At 68.6% G+C, this 16,318-nt stretch carries 15 protein-coding genes and 3 pseudogenes; 12 read left to right on the top strand and 6 right to left on the bottom strand.

The genetic code is table 11. From position 1 onward, the window contains the following. Positions 1-20: 20 nt before the first annotated feature. A complete protein-coding gene (locus EAO72_RS18230; RefSeq protein ID WP_261991555.1) occupies positions 21-2,174 on the top strand; it encodes a DUF6351 family protein in 2,154 nt (717 codons plus the stop codon). A 468-nt stretch (positions 2,175-2,642) separates the two neighbouring features. Here the strand turns inward: EAO72_RS18230 and EAO72_RS43165 are convergent. Beyond that, positions 2,643-2,747 (bottom strand): annotated as a pseudogene (locus tag EAO72_RS43165) (IS5-like element IS4811 family transposase); the annotation flags it as partial. Between the two features lie 173 nt (positions 2,748-2,920). After that, complete coding sequence (locus EAO72_RS18235) at positions 2,921-3,514, bottom strand: TetR family transcriptional regulator (RefSeq protein ID WP_148018401.1); 594 nt, start codon at positions 3,512-3,514, stop codon at positions 2,921-2,923. A gap of 120 nt (positions 3,515-3,634) precedes the next feature. On the opposite strand from EAO72_RS18235, the gene EAO72_RS18240 reads away from it, so the two are divergent. Genes EAO72_RS18240 through EAO72_RS18250 form a run of 3 tightly spaced genes read left to right on the top strand, consistent with a single transcriptional unit; the run spans position 3,635 to position 5,159 of the window. Then, positions 3,635-4,804 carry an alkane 1-monooxygenase gene (locus EAO72_RS18240; RefSeq protein WP_148018402.1) on the top strand — a complete coding sequence of 390 codons (1,170 nt, stop codon included), beginning with the start codon at positions 3,635-3,637 and terminating at the stop codon, positions 4,802-4,804. Beyond that, positions 4,801-4,989 (top strand): rubredoxin, encoded by a 189-nt coding sequence (locus tag EAO72_RS18245; RefSeq protein ID WP_148018403.1) that lies wholly within the window; start codon positions 4,801-4,803, stop codon positions 4,987-4,989. The genes EAO72_RS18240 and EAO72_RS18245 overlap by 4 nt, the downstream gene beginning before the upstream one ends. Continuing rightward, positions 4,986-5,159 (top strand): rubredoxin, encoded by a 174-nt coding sequence (locus tag EAO72_RS18250; protein ID WP_148018404.1) that lies wholly within the window; start codon positions 4,986-4,988, stop codon positions 5,157-5,159. Before EAO72_RS18245 ends, EAO72_RS18250 begins: the two co-directional genes overlap by 4 nt. Positions 5,160-5,529: 370 nt before the next feature. On the opposite strand, the gene EAO72_RS18255 is transcribed toward EAO72_RS18250, so the two are convergent. After that, on the bottom strand, positions 5,530-6,117 hold the full coding sequence (locus EAO72_RS18255) for a TetR/AcrR family transcriptional regulator (RefSeq protein ID WP_148018405.1): 588 nt from the start codon (positions 6,115-6,117) through the stop codon (positions 5,530-5,532). A 110-nt stretch (positions 6,118-6,227) separates the two neighbouring features. On the opposite strand from EAO72_RS18255, the gene EAO72_RS18260 reads away from it, so the two are divergent. The 3 genes and pseudogenes from EAO72_RS18260 to EAO72_RS18275 form a co-directional block, all read left to right on the top strand. Then, entirely contained in the window at positions 6,228-6,800 is a 573-nt protein-coding gene (locus EAO72_RS18260) for a hypothetical protein (RefSeq protein WP_148018406.1), read from the top strand. Between the two features lie 89 nt (positions 6,801-6,889). Beyond that, on the top strand, positions 6,890-7,240 hold the full coding sequence (locus EAO72_RS18265; RefSeq protein WP_148018407.1) for a hypothetical protein: 351 nt from the start codon (positions 6,890-6,892) through the stop codon (positions 7,238-7,240). Between the two features lie 437 nt (positions 7,241-7,677). Further along, positions 7,678-9,909, top strand: a pseudogene (locus EAO72_RS18275) (Tn3 family transposase); the annotation flags it as partial. Between the two features lie 217 nt (positions 9,910-10,126). Here the strand turns inward: EAO72_RS18275 and EAO72_RS44085 are convergent. Further along, a pseudogene (locus EAO72_RS44085) lies at positions 10,127-10,258 on the bottom strand (Tn3 family transposase); the annotation flags it as partial. Positions 10,259-10,351: 93 nt separating this feature from the next. On the opposite strand from EAO72_RS44085, the gene EAO72_RS42535 reads away from it, so the two are divergent. The 5 genes from EAO72_RS42535 to EAO72_RS18295 all read left to right on the top strand — a co-directional run bounded on the left by EAO72_RS42535 (position 10,352) and on the right by EAO72_RS18295 (position 14,478). After that, positions 10,352-10,612: a Tn3 family transposase gene (locus EAO72_RS42535; protein WP_222724111.1), complete on the top strand. Its 261-nt coding sequence runs from the start codon at positions 10,352-10,354 to the stop codon at positions 10,610-10,612. Between the two features lie 178 nt (positions 10,613-10,790). After that, positions 10,791-11,138 carry an ArsR/SmtB family transcription factor gene (locus EAO72_RS18280; protein WP_261991556.1) on the top strand — a complete coding sequence of 116 codons (348 nt, stop codon included), beginning with the start codon at positions 10,791-10,793 and terminating at the stop codon, positions 11,136-11,138. Between the two features lie 138 nt (positions 11,139-11,276). Further along, positions 11,277-12,284 carry a zinc-dependent alcohol dehydrogenase family protein gene (locus EAO72_RS18285; protein ID WP_148018409.1) on the top strand — a complete coding sequence of 336 codons (1,008 nt, stop codon included), beginning with the start codon at positions 11,277-11,279 and terminating at the stop codon, positions 12,282-12,284. A gap of 61 nt (positions 12,285-12,345) precedes the next feature. Further along, on the top strand, positions 12,346-13,359 hold the full coding sequence (locus tag EAO72_RS18290) for a zinc-dependent alcohol dehydrogenase family protein (RefSeq protein ID WP_148018410.1): 1,014 nt from the start codon (positions 12,346-12,348) through the stop codon (positions 13,357-13,359). Positions 13,360-13,554: 195 nt separating this feature from the next. Beyond that, positions 13,555-14,478, top strand: coding sequence for a recombinase family protein (locus tag EAO72_RS18295; RefSeq protein WP_148018411.1), 924 nt, complete (start codon positions 13,555-13,557; stop codon positions 14,476-14,478). A gap of 30 nt (positions 14,479-14,508) precedes the next feature. Here EAO72_RS18295 and EAO72_RS18300 read toward each other — a convergent pair whose 3' ends face one another. Further along, complete coding sequence (locus tag EAO72_RS18300) at positions 14,509-15,576, bottom strand: glycoside hydrolase family 43 protein (protein ID WP_148018412.1); 1,068 nt, start codon at positions 15,574-15,576, stop codon at positions 14,509-14,511. Between the two features lie 438 nt (positions 15,577-16,014). Continuing rightward, positions 16,015-16,318: integrase core domain-containing protein (locus EAO72_RS18305; protein ID WP_261991557.1), on the bottom strand; the 304-nt coding region annotated here is incomplete at its 5' end.

Consider the following 16,318-nt stretch of genomic DNA (forward strand, 5'->3'; position numbering starts at 1 on the left):
GAAGTGAGGCGAATTTCATCATGTCGTTCACCGCAGCCACGAGGAGACCGGCCCGGCTGGGCCTTACCGGTCTGGCGATCATGGGTGTCCTGGTCGGCGCGACAGCGACGCCGGCCAGCAGTCTGGAAGGCGGGAAGCTCCAGGTGACGGCCCTGTCGTCACGGCCCGGCACGGTGTCCGGCGACGACGCCCTGATACGCGTCGCGGTGCCCGCGTCGACACCGGCCGGCACGGTACGGGTCGAGGTGGGCGGCCGGGACGTGACCTCGGCCTTCCGGCTCTCCGGCGACAGCGCGCTGACCGGCCTGGTCAAGGGCCTGTCCCCGGGCGACAACCTCCTCACGGCAAGCGCCCCCGGAGCGGAATCCGGGCAACTGGCCCTCAAGAACCACCCGGCCACCGGCCCGGTCTTCTCCGGGCCGCACGAGCAGCCGTTCGTCTGTGACACCGCCGAGTTCAAGACGGTCACCGGCGTCACCCTCGGGCCGCCGCTCGACCAGGACTGCTCGATCAGGACCCGCGTCGACTACATGTACCGCACCACGGCGGGCACGTTCGTCCGCCTGCCCGACCCGGCCGTACGCCCCGTCGACCTCGCGACCGCCACGACGAGTACCGGCGTGAAGGTCCCGTACATCGTCCGCGTCGAGACCGGCACCATCAACCGCGCCATCTACGAGACGGCCGTACTGCACGATCCGCAGTCCCCCGGCCCCGACCCACTGCAGCGCGGTCCGGGCTGGAACGGGCGCCTGGTGTACGGATTCGGCGGGGGCTGTGCGGGCGGCTGGTACGTCCAGGGCCGCAACACCGTCGGCATCATGAACGACGCGTATCTCAGCAAGGGGTACGGCGTCGCCTCGTCCTCCCTCAATGTCTTCGGCAACAACTGCAACGACGTCCTGGCCGCCGAGACCATGAGCATGGTCAAGGAACACTTCGTGGAGATGTACGGCGAACCGGCCTTCACCATCGGCAACGGCTGCTCCGGCGGCTCGTACCAGACCCATCAGATCGCCGACAACTACCCGGGGCTGCTCGACGGCATCCTCTCCGGCTGCAGCTTCCCCGACGTCGCCTTCGGGACGATCCAGACACTCAGCGACGCACAGCTCCTGAACCACTACTTCACTCAGGTCGCGCCCGACGCGTTCACCCAGGAGCAGCAGCGGGCGGTCTCCGGGTTCGGGAAGTGGGAGAGCATCGCCAGCCTGGCCAGGGCGGCCGGACGGATCAACCCCACGGTGTACTGCCCGGCCCAGCTGCCCGCGGACCGGCGTTACGACCCCGCGACCAACCCGGGCGGTGCGCGCTGTGACGTCTACAGCCACGCCGTGAACGTGTACGGCAAGGATCCGGAGACCGGGAAGACGCGCAGGCCCCTGGACAACACGGGGATCCAGTACGGGCTCCAGGCCCTGAACGACGGAACCATCGGCATGGACCAGTTCATCGACCTGAACAGGCGTATCGGCGGACTCGGCCCCGACGCCGAGCCGGTCGCATCCCGTACCGCCGCCGATCTCACGGCGGTCCGACTCGCCTATCGCACAGGCCGTCTGCTCAACGGCGGTGGCGGGCTCGCCAACGTACCGATCATCGACTACCGCGACTACGTGGACGACGCGGCGACCGGTGACATGCACATGCGTTTCCACTCCTTCTCCACCCGGGCACGGCTGGACAAGGCCAACGGCACCCACGCCAACCAGGTCATGCTGACCCGCTCCAGCGGGCACGGGTTCACGCTCGCCGGGATGGTGTCCGACATGGACCGGTGGCTGACCGCCATCAAGGGCGACACGGGGAACGACGCCCCCATCGACAAGATCGTCCGGAATCGGCCGACGGGACTTACGGACGCCTGCTGGACGCGGGGCATCGGCGCGCAGAAGATCGAGGAGCCGCAGGTGGAGGGCATCGGCAATACGGCGTGCAACACGCTCTACCCGGTATGGACCTCGCCTCGGATGGTCGCCGGGGCCGAAGTGGCCAACGACATCGTGAAGTGCCGTAAGCGGCCGGTGACCCCTGAGGACTATCGAGTGCCCTTGACCGGAGGGCAGTTGAGTGCGCTGAAGGTGATCTTCCCGTACGGCGTCTGCGACTGGTCCGTTCCCGGGGCGGGGCAGCAGGGGCTTGCGGGGACCTGGCTCTCCTTCGGCCCGGGCTGACGAGAACCGACAGGGGCAGGCCTTCGACACGCTGCTCGGAGCGTTCCGCACCGTGGTCCACCGCCGGTCGAGCATGAGCGAGCTGGTGGCCTACCTCGACCGAGGCATGTACACCGACGCCGTGGGGGCCCGCGACTCCACCGGCACCTTCTGCCCTCTCGCCGAGCGGATCACCGGCTGGACCGAGAGAGCGACCCCAACGCCTGTCCCGAGCGTTTCCGGCGCGGCCTTCTGCATCGTGTGGGCGGACACCGAAGGACGACGCCGTCATGATCGTCATCGAAACGCCTCTGACGTGATCGTCTCTCGATTCCGACGGTACCCCGCCCCTGCCCGGCGGAACGGCAGAGCGTCGCAGCCCCGATCGTGCGGCACCTGGCGGGGATCGCCGCTCGACGGCGGCGATCCCCGCCACCTCCGGAGCAGTTGGCTGAGCTACTTGGCGGCCAGGGACATCGGCTGGTGACCGTCAACGATCCGCCGCCGTCGGTGCTTCTCCCCCCGCCCACCCTGCGGCCCCGCCCTCGCGGCGGGCAGGAGTGGCTCCACCAGAGCCCGCTGTGCGTCCGTCAGGTGCGACGGATTCCGATCCCCACCGGGGCCACCACGACCGAGACGGCCGCCGTTTGGAACGTGCCACGGCCGACATGCCACCGCGGCCCGCACGGTCGGCAGGGCCGGTTCGCACCCGGGCCCGGTTGCAGATACGGGGGGCCGGCCCAGCCTCCCCGCCCTTCAGGCGATTGTCAGTGGCGTGGGTACTGGGCCGTGAGGACGGTGATCCGGGCGATGCGGCGGGCGGACTCTTCCGGGGAGGCGCCGGGTTGCACGATGTGGCTGACCGTCAGTCGCACAATCGTCTCCACCGCGAGGCTGCGGGACTCCGCGTCGACTTCGGGCCAGGCATCGGCCGCGTACGCATCGAGCATCGCCGACGCGGTATTGAAAACGGGTTCGGGCCGGGTGGTCAGGTAGGCGAGCAGGTCGTCCTCACCGCCGCGTGCGCTGGTGAGAACCGACTTGATGAGCGCGTTGTCGGACGCCTGGCGCAGGGTATAGCCGACGCCGGCCGCAGCGGCCGCCTCCAAGTCGTTGCGGTGCGCGTCCAGTTCCTGCTGTATACCCAGGAGGAAGTGGTCGGCCTCACGCGCGATGAGGGCCTGGCCGATGACGTCCTTCGAGCCGAATTCGTTGTAGAGAGTCTGCCGGCTGATACCTGCGATCCGTGCGATCGCAGCCATCCGCAGCTTGCCCCAGCCCTCGGTGGTGACGAGCTCGTAAGCCGCGTCCAGCACCTGGTCACGAAGCAGCGATCGAACACTTTCACGGAACCTTGTCATGGTTGGCTCACTGTATCCAGCAAGCCGCATCCTGTCGAAAATCTTGACACTATTTAGTGAAACTGTCTAACTACTCGACGTTAACTCACGCATGTGTCCCACGAGTTGAGGAGCCGGTGCATGACGGAATCATCCGAGACCGCGCACACAGCTGTGGCCTGGCACGATCCGAAGCGCTACCTGTGGCTCATCGGACTCCTCGTACCCCTGCTGCCCTTCATCTCCTGGGGACTTGTGGAGACGACCGGACTCGGCGTCTTCTGGTGGACCGGACTCGTCCTGCTGTACGGAATCGTCCCCGTCATCGACCACCTCTTCGGCAAGGACACCGCAAACCCGCCGGACATCGCACTGTCATGGCTGGAGCAGGACCGCTACTACCGTTGGTGCATCTTCCTCTATCTGCCCGTGCAGTACGCCGGGCTCGTCTTCGGGTGCTGGCTGATCACCCACGGCGACCTCTCCACGGCAGGCCGTACGGGCCTTTCTCTCACGCTCGGCGGCGTCGCGGGCATCGGCATCAACACCGCGCACGAACTCGGCCACAAGAAGGAGTCCGTCGAGCGCTGGCTGTCGAAGATCGCCCTGGCGCCGACCTGGTACGGACACTTCTTCATCGAGCACAACCGCGGCCACCACGTCCGCGTGGCGACCCCCGAGGACCCCGCCAGCGCCCGCCTCGGTGAGAGCTTCTGGAGCTTCCTGCCCCGTACGGTCTCCGGAAGCCTGCACTCGGCCTGGACCCTCGAGAGCACCCGTCTGAAGCGTCTCGGCAAGGGCCCCTGGACGCCGCGCAACGATGTACTCAACGCCTGGGCGATGTCACTCGCCCTCTTCGCCGCGCTCACGGCTGCCTTCGGCCCCGGCATCCTGCCCTACCTCTGCTTCCAGGCCGTTTTCGGCTTCTGCCTGCTCGAAGTCATCAACTACACCGAGCACTACGGCCTGCTGCGCCGGCGCACCGACTCCGGCCGCTACGAACGCTGTGCCCCCCGGCACAGTTGGAACAGTGACAACGTCACAACCAACGTCTTCCTCTACCACCTGCAGCGCCACAGCGACCACCACGCCAACCCCACCCGCCGCTATCAAGCCCTCCGGCACTTCGACGAGGCACCCGAACTTCCCGCCGGATACGCCGGAATGATCCTCCTGGCCTACTTCCCACCCCTGTGGCGCCGAGTCATGGACCCACGGGTCGTCGCCCACTACGAAGGCGACGTCACCCGCGCGAACATCCAGCCCTCCAAACGCGAGGCCCTCCTCTCCCGCTACGGGCACGCCGCATGAGCACGTCGAGTCCCGGACACCACTACGCCTGCCCGGTCTGCGAGTACCGCTACGAGGAGCGGACCGGGGCGCCTCGCGAGGGCTTCCCCGCAGGCACCCCCTGGAGCCGGATACCTGACGACTGGTGCTGCCCCGACTGCGGCGTGCGGGAAAAGATCGACTTCGAGTACGTGGAGCCCTCATGAAGACATGGCAGTGCCTGGTGTGCGGCTGGATCTACGCGGAGGCCGATGGCTGGCCGGAAGAGGGAATCGCCCCCGGAACCCGCTGGGAGGACATTCCCGAGGACTGGTCCTGCCCCGACTGCGGAGCGGCAAAGGCGGACTTCGAGATGACCGAGATCACCCACACCTGACGAGCTCTCCCGTCCCGGCCCCTCGCCGCCGGGACGGGAACCGCGCGAGCCACCGTCACCCCGCGCCTCGTTCCGCGCGCCGAGGGCAGACGGACCGCCTGATCCTCCGAGGGCCTTCTCCGGCGGCGATTCGACTCCGCTCGTGTGGAGAGCACGGGCACCTCGACCGACGGCTCATCCGCCGGAACGGTTCGCCTCCACTTGAGCGGTCGTGAGCCGCCGAGGACACCATCGAACGCGTGAGGGCGGAGGCGAGCTCCGGGCCCGCTCACGGCGACGCCGGAATGTGCACCGCGTCAGGCGCAAGGCATCAACGCGGGCCTGCCCCACGCCCTGAGCAACCGCCGCCTCGCCAGGAAGGCCGCCGGACTCAGTCTGCGGAACGTGCCCGCAAGATCCCTTCGACGCCCTCGAGGAACGTCTCGGTGATCAATCCCGGATCGGAGAGACATCCCGCAGCCATGGCCCCGTCCCGGAGCATGACGAAGTGCCGACCCGCCGCTTCGGCGGGCGCGTCTCCGACCTGCGCCATCAGGCCCGTGACGGTGTCGAGGAACCACTGCCGGTGCGCGAGAACGGCCTGGTGGATCGGGTGAGCCGGATCGGGATACTCGGCTGCGGCGTTGAGGAAGGCGCAGCCGCGGAAGCCCTCCGACCTGATGCCCTCGGCGATGGAGCGGCCGACCGCACGGACCCTGTCGCCCGGGGTCCCACCGCCCTCCTGAGCGGCCGACACCTGCGCTCTGATGCCCTGGTCGGCCTGCTCGAGGTAAGCGAGGACGAGATCTTCCTTGCCGGAGAAGTGACGGTAGAGGGTGGCCCGGGTCACCTGCGCTTCCTCGATGATCCTGTCGACGCCGACCGAGTGGATCCCCTCCGCGTAGAAAATCCTGATCGCCGTCCCGAGCAGCCGCGCTCGGGCCCCGGACGTGCTGATCTCTTGTGTCTTCCGGCTCATGACTCCCACCCTACAACGGAGGGAGAACGTTCTGTCTTGACACGTTGGACGGAGCGGCCAATGATGAAAGGAGACCGAACGTTCTCCCTCACATTGAAGGCGGTCGCACCATGGACACTGTTGTCAGCCGGCCCGCTCCCACCGCATCGGCACCTCCCCCGGTGGCTCTGCGCAAGCTCTACCTCCTGCGTTTCGCGTTCGCCGCCGTCTGGGCCGCCTTGCTGTTCATGACGGCCGACACGCTGGGCCTGCTCAGCGGGACGCTGCTGGTGCTCTATCCCCTCTTCGACGCGGCCTGCGTGGTGGTCGACCTGCGCTCGGCCCGGTCGGCCGACGGCGCGGCCAAGAGACTGTCCGTGAACATCGGGCTCAGCGTTCTCGCCGGCATTGCCCTGGCGGTCGCGCTCACCTCCGGAATCCCGGCCGTCCTGCGGGTCTGGGGTATCTGGGCCGTCACGGCAGGCATCGCGCAGCTCGCCGTGGGCCTGGTCCGGCGTCGGATGGGCGGGCAGTGGCCGATGATCGTGAGCGGCGCCATTTCCACCCTCGTCGGCGCGAGCTTCTTCCTCCAGGCCGGCAAGGACGGAGCCACGCTCACGAATCTCGCCGGTTATGCCTTCCTTGGCGGCCTCTTCTTCCTTATCTCCGCACTTCGCCTCAAGTCCGCGGACCGGAAGAGTTAATAGCCCGTCGACGCCGATGGCGGGCATGCTGACGGCGGGACCGGGGGCTCCTCCGCCCACAACAGCCATGGCAGGCCCGCACCGTGCTCGTGCACGACAATCGTGACTGCCACCCCGGATGCCCGCAGTCCCCGGCCGCGCGCGACGTCTGCTCCGGCTCGGGGCGCCGGGTGGCGCGGGTGGACATCGGCCTCGAGGAGGGTCCGGGCCACCCCTGCCTCGGCGAGGGAATTGAGCTGGGGGCCAAGGACTGGGGGCCCAGGGACTGCCCGGCAGTGGAGGCGCGCGTAGCCGAGGCCGACGTGCCCGGCCGGCTCGGCGCCGTTGGCCGACGGCTGCGGCACCTCGTCCAGGCGGTGCCGGGCTTGCGTACGGGCGGGGTGGGCACGCTGAGCGCTGTGGCGAGCCGGGGCACCAGGCGGCAGCGGGCGGTGCGGTAGTGCCCGGCGGCCCAAAGCTTGTTAAGGCAGGCTGTTGGGCGGGTGTTTCTCCTGTACGGGTGGGGCGTTGCGGGCTGAGGCCTTGTGGGTGGAGACGTTCACCGGCTGCGTCAGCTCCTGGCGATCGAGCCGGCCGAGGAGGCGCCGGCCTCCCGCTCCCGGACCGGGAGCAGGGAGCCGTCCACGGTCCACAGCCGCTCGACTGCGTCAGCGGGGCGGGGCGCTCTACTCGGCCCTGTACTCGTGAAGCTGCCGTTTCCCGTCATGTAGCAGAACGTGATGGGCCTGCGGTGTGGTTCAGCGCTTCGTGTCCAGTTGAGACCGGTGACCGCCACGATTTAGAGATCCAAGTTGGTTGAGGCGCGGAGGCACCGGTGCGGCAGGAGTGGGAGCCAGAGGACCTGATCGAGGTCTGGACGCTTCTTGAGGACGAAGTGGTGCGGCTGCGGAACAAGACCGGGGCGAATCGGCTGGGCTTCGCCCTGCTGCTGAAGTTTTTCGAGGTCGAGGCGCGGTTCCCGGAGAATGCGGGGGAAGTTCCGGCGCCCGCGGTGGCGTAGGTGGCCCAGCAGGTGAAGGTACCGGCAGAGGAGTGGGCGGCGTACGACTGGCAGGGCCGGGCGATCACCCGGCACCGGCCGGAGATCCGTACGGCTTTCGGATTCCGGGCGGGGACCGAGGAGGACCAGGAGCGGCTGGCGGAGTGGCTGGCCGCGGAACTGTGTCCGGTGGAGCTCTCGCGCGAGCGTCTGATGGCGGCGGTGGTGGCCAGGTGCCGCAATGACCACATCGAGCCGCCGGCGCCGGCGAAGGTACAGCGGCTGGTGGGCCGGGCGGTCACCGACTTCGAGGCCCAGTTCTGCCGCAGCAGGTTAGGGCGGATCTCGCACGCGACGCGCTCCCGGCTGGAGGACCTGGTCGTCGGGAGCGGGGGTGAGACGGGCGAGGGCGCGGCCGGTGCGGGCTCGGTGGCGGGCGGTGGGCGGTCGCAATTCGCTGAGTTGAAGGCCGATCCGGGGGCGCCGCGGCTGGAGAGCCTGCTGGCGGAGGTGAACAAGCTCCAGCGGGTGCGGTGGCCGGAGTTGCCCGCGGACTTGTTCGCGGATGTGTCGGAGAAGCTGGTGGAGGCGTGGCGGGCGCGGGCGTCGAAGGAGTACCCGGCGAACCTGGAACGGATGACGCCCGCCCGGCGCCTGACGCTGCTGGCCGCGTTGTGCCATGTGCGGCAGACGGAGATCACCGACTCGCTGGTGGACCTGTTCATCCAGCTCGTACTGAAGATCAACACTCGGGCGGAGCGGAAGGTCGACAAGGAGCTGAACGCCGAGCTGAAGAAGATCCGGGGCAAGGAAGGCATGCTGCTGCGGGTCGCGGAGGCGGCGCTGTTGGAGCCGTCCGGCACGGTGCGGCGGGTGATCTACCCCGTAGTCGGCGGGGAGAAGACGCTGAAGGCGCTGGCGGCGGAGGCCGCGGCGAACGAGGCCCGGTACAAGGCGCGGGTCCGTACGGTGCTGTGGTCGTCGTACTCGGCGCACTGGCGGCGGATGCTCGCGCCGCTGCTGGGCTCGCTGGAATGGAAGTGCAACAACACCGCTTACCGGCCGGTGATGGACGCGATCGACCTGCTCAAACGGTATTTGGAGAAGCCGTTGAAGGAGGGGGCGTTCTTCGATCCGGCGGAGAGTGTGCCGTTGGCCGGGGTGGTGCCGGACCAGTGGCGGGCGGCGGTGGTGGACGACAAGGGGCGGGTCGAGCGCATCCCGTACGAACTGTGCGCGCTGGTGGCACTGCGGGACGCGGTGCGCCGGCGGGAGATCTGGGTGGTGGGGGCGAACCGGTGGCGCAACCCGGAGGACGATTTGCCCGCCGACTTCGAGGACAACCGGGACGTGCACTACGCCGCGCTGGGCCAGCCGCAGGACTCCGGCGAGTTCATCAGCGCCCTACAGGAGCGGCTCCGCACCTCACTGGACCGCTTCGAGAGCGCTTTGGCGGAGGGCACGACGGGCAGGGTGGCCATCGTGAAGAAGCACGGCGAGCCGTGGATTCGGGTCTCCCCGCGGGCGAAGCAGGAGGAGCATGAGAACCTGGTGGCGGTCAAGGGCGAGATCGAACGGCGCTGGGGCACCATCGACCTGCTGGACATCTTGAAGTACGCCGAGTTCGACACGGACTTCATCGCCGAGTTCACTTCCGTGGCCACCAGGGAGAACCTGTCCAAGGACGTGCTGCGGCGCCGCCTACTGCTGGTGCTGTTCGGGCTGGGCACCAACATGGGCATCAAGCGGGTCGCGGTGACCGGCAAGCACGGCGAGTCCGAGGCGACACTGCGGCGGGTGCGGCACCTGTTCGTCAACCGGACCAACATGCGCGCGGCCCTGCGCAAGCTGGTGAACGCCACCTTCGCCGCCCGGGACGAGATGTGGTGGGGCGCCGGGACGGCGTGCGCCTCCGACAGCCGCAAGTTCGGCGCCTGGTCCAGCAACCTGATGACCGAGTGGCACCAGCGCTACCGCGGCCCCGGGGTGATGATCTACTGGCACGTCGAGCGGAAGTCGGTCTGCATCTACTCCCAGCTCAAGAGCTGTTCGGCCTCCGAGGTTGCCTCGATGATCGAGGGCGTGTTGCGGCACTGCACCGACATGGACGTCGACCGGCAGTACACCGACACCCACGGCGCGTCCATCGTCGGCTTCGCCTTCGCCCACATGCTCGACTTCAAGCTGATTGCCGAGGCTGAAGAACATCGGCTCCGCGAAGCTGTACCGGCCGGCCGGCGGGCAGGACGAGCAGTGGCCCCACCTCGCGCCGGTGCTGTCCACCAAGACGATCAACTGGGAACTGATCGCCCAGCGCCGCGGGTGACGCGGCGCAGGACCTTGCTCGGCCTCGGCGGCCGTAGAAGAGGTCCTTGTTCGCGGAGTTCCAGTTCTCCACGACCTGGAGCCCTTCGTGGATCTCCTGGCGCATCTCGACGTCGGCGAGGTAGTCGCACACGAACGCGGTGCGCACGGTCCGGGCCCCAAGCACCCCACCTACCAGGCGATCGAAGAACTCGGGCGCAAGGACGGCGACCTGGCCGGCGCGGACAAGGAATCCCAGGAGGTCAGCATGCTCGCGCTGCACCTGCTTCAGTCCGCTCTGGTCTATGTCAACACGCTGCTGGTGCAGCAGGTCCTTGCCGATCCGAAGTGGGCCGACACCCTCACTGACGCGGACCGGCGCGCACTGTCTCCGCTGTTCTGGACGCACGTGAATCCCTACGGCCGGTTCGAGCTGGACATGAACCGGCGCCTCGATCTGGACCTGACCGCCCGCATCGTGCCGAGCCCACGTGCCCCCGGCGATGAACCGGCCGCGGTCTCCGGGTGAGGGCCAGGCGGGGGCCCTGGCATAGGTCGCGACATGGGCTACGACGGCCTGGACGGCTGTGCGGTGCCGTCCAGGCCGACACCGCGCCGAAGCGGCAGGCCAGGCGGAAGCATCGTCCCATGCTTCGATGGCGGTCGTAGTATGGGACGGCCGTATTCATCAGCCGCAAGGAGTCACCGTGGCCCGCCCCCGCACCGCCCCCCGGACGGTGGAGCACCCCGACCTGTCACAGGTCTCTCTGCACCAGGTCCTGGAGGCGCTGGTGGATCCGGTACGCCGGTCGGTGGTGGCCCAGCTGGCGGGTGCGGGTGCGGACCTGAGCTGCGGGACCTTCGTCGCGCCGGTGTCGCTGTCGACGCTGACGCATCACTTCAACGTACTGCGCGAGGCCGGGGTGATCCGCCAGTACTACGTGGGGACGACAAAGATGAACGCGCTGCGCACCGACGAGATGGATGAGCGGTTCCCGGGGCTGCTGCCAGCGGTGCTGGCCGCCCTGGCGGCAGAGGCGGCAGACACCGCCTGAGCCTGCCGAGGGCATCGCACCAGGTACATACTTCGATGGTCATCGTAATTTGACCGTGGTCAAAGCTTGGGGCAGAGTGGAGAGCACGCCGGGATAATCCGGTGTTCTCCCGTTTTCTACCCCTGGGGCTGGTGCACCATGGCAAAGCTCGTGCAGTTCGACCGGATCGGCGGATCCGAGGTCCTCGCTCTCCGCGATGTCGCCTCCCGCGCTCCGGGCGCGGGCGAGGTACGTATCCGGGTCGATGCGATCGGCCTGAACCGGGCCGAGATCATGTACCGCGAAGGCGCCTACTTCTACCAGCCGGTCTTCCCCTCCACGCTCGGCTACGAGGCCGCAGGCGTCATCGAGGCAGTCGGTGAGGGCGTGAGCGGGTTCGCCGCGGGCGACCCGGTGGCCGTCGTGCCCGCGTTCCTGCAGAACGAGTACGGCACCTACGGCACCAGCGTCGTCCTGCCGGCCGCAGCCGTCGTCCCCCGCCCCGCACAGGTGGACGCCGTCACCGCGGCGGCCGTGTGGATGGCCTACATCACCGCCTACGGCCCCCTCGCCGAAAGCGGCCGCGTACGTCCGGGCGACCACGTCCTGATCACCGCCGCCTCCAGCAGCGTCGGCCTGGCCGCCCTCCAGATCGCCCGCCACATCGGCGCCATCCCCATCGCCACCACCCGCGGCGCAGCCAAGAAACAGCGCCTCCTGGACGCCGGCGCGGCCGACGTCATCGTCACCGACGACGAGGACCTGCCCGCCCGCATCGCGGAGATCACCGGCGGCAAGGGGGTGCGCCTGGCCTTCGACCCGATCGCGGGACCCGGCGTCGAAACCCTCGCCAAGGGCATCGCCCCCGGCGGCCACCTGGTCGTCTACGGCGCGCTCGACCCCCGCACCACCCCGCTGCCCAACGCACAGTCCTTCCCTGCACTGAACACCAGCACCTACACCCTCTTCGAAATCACGGGTGACCCCGAGCGCCTGCGCCGCGCGGTCGCGTTCATCAACGCCGGACTCGCCTCGGGCTCCTTCACCCCCGTCGTCGACAAGACCTTCGACCTGGCCGACATCGCCGACGCCCATCGCTACATGGAGGCCAACGGCCAGGTCGGCAAGATCGTCGTCACCGTCACCCACGACGACACCACCGCCTAAAGGCCAGCCGCGCCGCTCCCCACCGCTCTCCCCCCACATGCAAACGAAAGCAGCACGTGTCATGCGTGCCTGGCAGCTCGAAGACTTCGGCCTGGACAACCTCCGCCTCGCGGAGCGCCCCACCCCCAAGCCCGGCCCCGGTCAGATCCTCGTGAAGGTCTCCGCGGTCTCCCTGAACTTCCGCGACAAGGCGATCGTCGACGGCGTCTACAACCCGGAGAAGATGCCGAAGAACCTCATCCCGGTCAACGACGCCGCCGGTGTGGTCGCCGAGCTCGGCCCCGGCGTCACCGAGTGGAAGGTCGGCGACCGTGTCATGTCGCACTTCTACTCACACTGGCTCGACGGCGCCCCGGCGCGGGACGAGCCCGACTGGCAGCTCGGCGGCCCGATCGACGGCGGCCTCGCCGAATACATGATCCTCGAAGCGAACTCGGCTGTCCCAACCCCGGCCAACCTCACGGACGAGCAGGCGTCCACCCTGCCCATCGCCGCGCTGACCGCCTGGTACTCGCTGGTCGAGTACGGCCAGCTCCAGCCCGGCCAGTCCGTCCTGGTGCAGGGAACCGGCGGGGTGTCCCTGTTCGCGATCCAGATGGCCAGCGCGCTCGGCGCCCGCGTCATCGCCACCTCCAGCAGCGACGACAAGCTGGAGAAGGCGGCCGCCCTGGGCGCCAGTGACCTCATCAACTACCGCACCACCCCGGACTGGGCCGAGAAGGTACGCGAGCTCACCGATGGTCAGGGCGTGGACCAGGTCATCGAGGTCGTCGGCGGCGACAACCTCAACCAGTCCATCCACGCCACCCGGGCCGCCGGCCACATCTCCCTCGTCGGCTTCCTCGGCGGCATGACCGCCCCACTCGATGTCCTGTCCCTCCTCTACAGCCAGGCCGCCATCCGCGGCATCGCGGTGGGCCACCGCCGCGCCTTCCTCGACATGAACGCCTGGATCGAGAAGAACGGCCTCGACCCGGTCATCGACACCGTCTACACCTTCGACGACGCGATCAAGGCGTACGAGCACCTCGCCCGCGGCGCCTTCGGCAAGATCGTCATTCGCATCGCCGACTGACACCGCTCACGACCGCAAGGACAGCCGCGGTGCCTGTCGTCAAACGATCGAATGACGACAGGCACGGCGGGCGTCCAATGAACCCCGGCTTTCCGGGGGCCGGCAGCGGCGCAGATCCAATCAGATCCGATGACAGATGCTGACAGGGTTTGCTGACAGCTAGGGTCGAATGCCAGCACCGACACGGGGAGCGGCATGGCCAACCTGGTCTACAAACGGGTGTCGACCGACCAGCAGTCGACCGACCGTCAGAACCTCGTTCTGGCGGAGGCCGGGATCGAGGACCCGGTCATCTTCGAGGAGCAGGCCGGGACCTCCAGCCGCCTCCACCCGCTTCAGCGCCCGAAGTTCGCCGAACTGCTGACCTACGCGCGGCCGGGCGACTCCGTGCACATCTCCGAGATGTTCCGGCTCGTGCGCGGCACCGGGCACATCCTCGACGTCCTCCACCGCGACCGTCTCGCCCTGCGCATCCACGACGGCGCGTTCTCCGCGATGGACCTCACCGCCCGCCACCCACGTACCGGCGAGCTGCTGTCCACCGTGAAGTTCATGGTGCAGACCCTCGCCGCCGCCGGCGAACTCCAGCGCGAGCTGACCTACGACGGACTGCGAGCCGCCGAGGCCAAAGGCAACAAGGGCGGACGCCGCCCGGCCATCCCGGACGGGAAAACCCAGGTCGTACGCGCCGCGTACCTGGAAGGCCAGTCCATCGCGGCCCTCGCCCGCGACCACGACGTCAGCCGCGGCGCCATCCGCACCGCCGTCGCCGACCTCCTGCCCGAGTACACGGCCGCCGACCCGGACACCTCAACCCCTGAACTGCCGGTCATCCTCGACATGCCGGGCAAGGTCGCCGACTTCCTCCGCGCCACCGAACTGGAACCCGCCGAACGCACCACACTCGACCAGGGCGTGACCGTCCGGCGCGGACAGGGCTACACCCTGCGCGTCACCGCCGTGCCCGCGATCCACCGCCGACTCCTCGACCTGTGCCAGGCCCTCGACGGCACCGCGGCGGTCCCGGCCCAGCGCAAGGCCCGTCGCGAGTACGAGAACCGGGTCAACCTGCATGCCCCCGCTACGAACCTCGGAAGTCAGTCACGATCCGCTACATGACGGGTAACGGCAGCTTCACGAGTACAGGGCCTACTCGAAGAACTTGAGGCTCCAGCCCGTGTCGGTGGCCGGGCCGGGGACATTGGCGCGACTGTAGGTGATGTTGCCCCACCAGGCGAACGTGCCGGTGTACCAGTACCGGTTCTCCCACGCGTACGGCGTGCCTTTCGGCACCGCGTGGAACATCGAGGGGAATCGGGGGCCGGCGGGCGGGCTGGTGCTGATGTCGCCGTTGAGCAGAACGAAGCTGTGGTGGCCGGGACCGTTGACGTACAGCGTCGGGTCCCAGCCGGACATCATCGTCGCCCGGTTGGAGCCGAACAGGCAGCCGTTGGACTTGTACCAGTCCCAGACGTATGCCGGGTCGCCTCCGGGGCGCAGGCGGAGGTCGGCCAGGCAGTACTGGTCGCTCCAACTGCCGTTGGCGGAGTACACGATGTGCAACTGCCCGTTCGGGTCCTTGATCGCCTCGGGGCCCTCGTTGATGAACGGGTTGCCGACCACCCGTTCCCAGCTCTCCCGCGGCTGCGAGATGACGTGGCGTGCGCCGGTCGGCGTGGTGGGACTGCTCATACGCGCGATGTAGAGGTTCTGCTCGACGTTGGTGTCACCGGCCCAGCCGGACCAGACGAACCAGCGCTGCCCACCGAAGGTGAACAGGGTCCCGTCGATCGCCCACTTGCCGTCCGGCAGGGCCAGCCGGCTCTCTCCGGTGTAGCCGCTGTCCGGGCTCGCCGAGCTGATGACGTACATCCTGTGGGCCGCCCCGCGGCCGGCCGAGAAGTAGATGTAGTAGCGGCCGCCGTCCATGACGATCTCCGGAGCCCAGACCTCGCCGTGACCGACCGTGTCCGACCACACCTGCCGGGCGGGCGCCGATGCCAGCGCGGCCGTCGAGGACGCCTGCCGAACGGCGATGCCACCAGCGGCCGACTGCACCGATATGTAAGTGCTGCCGACCCGGATCACACTCGGGTCCGCGGCCCTGATGGTCTGTTCCGCCCCGGCCTGCGTTGCGGACGACAGGGACATGATGACCGCGAGCACGCCGGTCAACGCAAGGACGGCGGCGCGGGAAAGACGGCGAGTGAGTTTCATGGTCCCGTTCCAAGGTCGGCCTCCGATGCGACGCTCAAGCCGATGCCGGTGTTTACATCGATGGAAGAGGGTTCTCGCAGGATTCCAATTCGCCCTGGACATGTCAATGCCTCGCGCAGATCGCCCGTAGTCCCCCGCCGCATCCCCCCGAGCACCGACAGCACGTCACTCACCGCTCCCGGAAACCTGCTCCCGAAACCTGGGCGCAGCCCGGCCTGCTCGGCCGTCCCTCGTCGGGTGCCGGCGGCCGGGAGCGCGCGGCACCAAGCGGACGACGCGCGCCGACCGCTGCCTGATGAGCGCGTGTTCCGGCGCGCGAGGTCTGCGTTCAGGAAGGCGGCGAACCCGCACCAAGCCGCCTACGGGACCAGTGCGAGACCAGCCGTTCGGTCAGCCTCAGGGGGCCTTCCCCCATGGCGGTGGACACGCGGTCATTGATCACGCGGCGAGCGTGAGCTTAGCGGCGTGGTGTCGTCGTTCGTATTCGTTGGGGCTGAGGTGGCCGTTGGCGGAGTGCCGGCGGCGGGTGTTGTAGCGGGACAGCCAGGCAAAGACCGTCCTTCTGCAAGTGTCGGCGTCGCCGTAGTCGCGGGCGCCCTGGAGTGTCTCCCGTTTCAGGGACGCGTGGAAGCTTTCGCAGGCTGCGTTGTCCGCACTCGTGCCGACTGCGCCCATGGACCGGGTGACCTCCAGCTGGGCACTCGTGCCGACTGCGCCCATGGACCGGGTGACCTCCAGCTGG

The sequence above is a fragment of the Streptomyces sp. OR43 genome (assembly GCF_008042275.1).
In the GTDB taxonomy this organism is placed as follows: Bacteria; Actinomycetota; Actinomycetes; order Streptomycetales; family Streptomycetaceae; genus Streptomyces.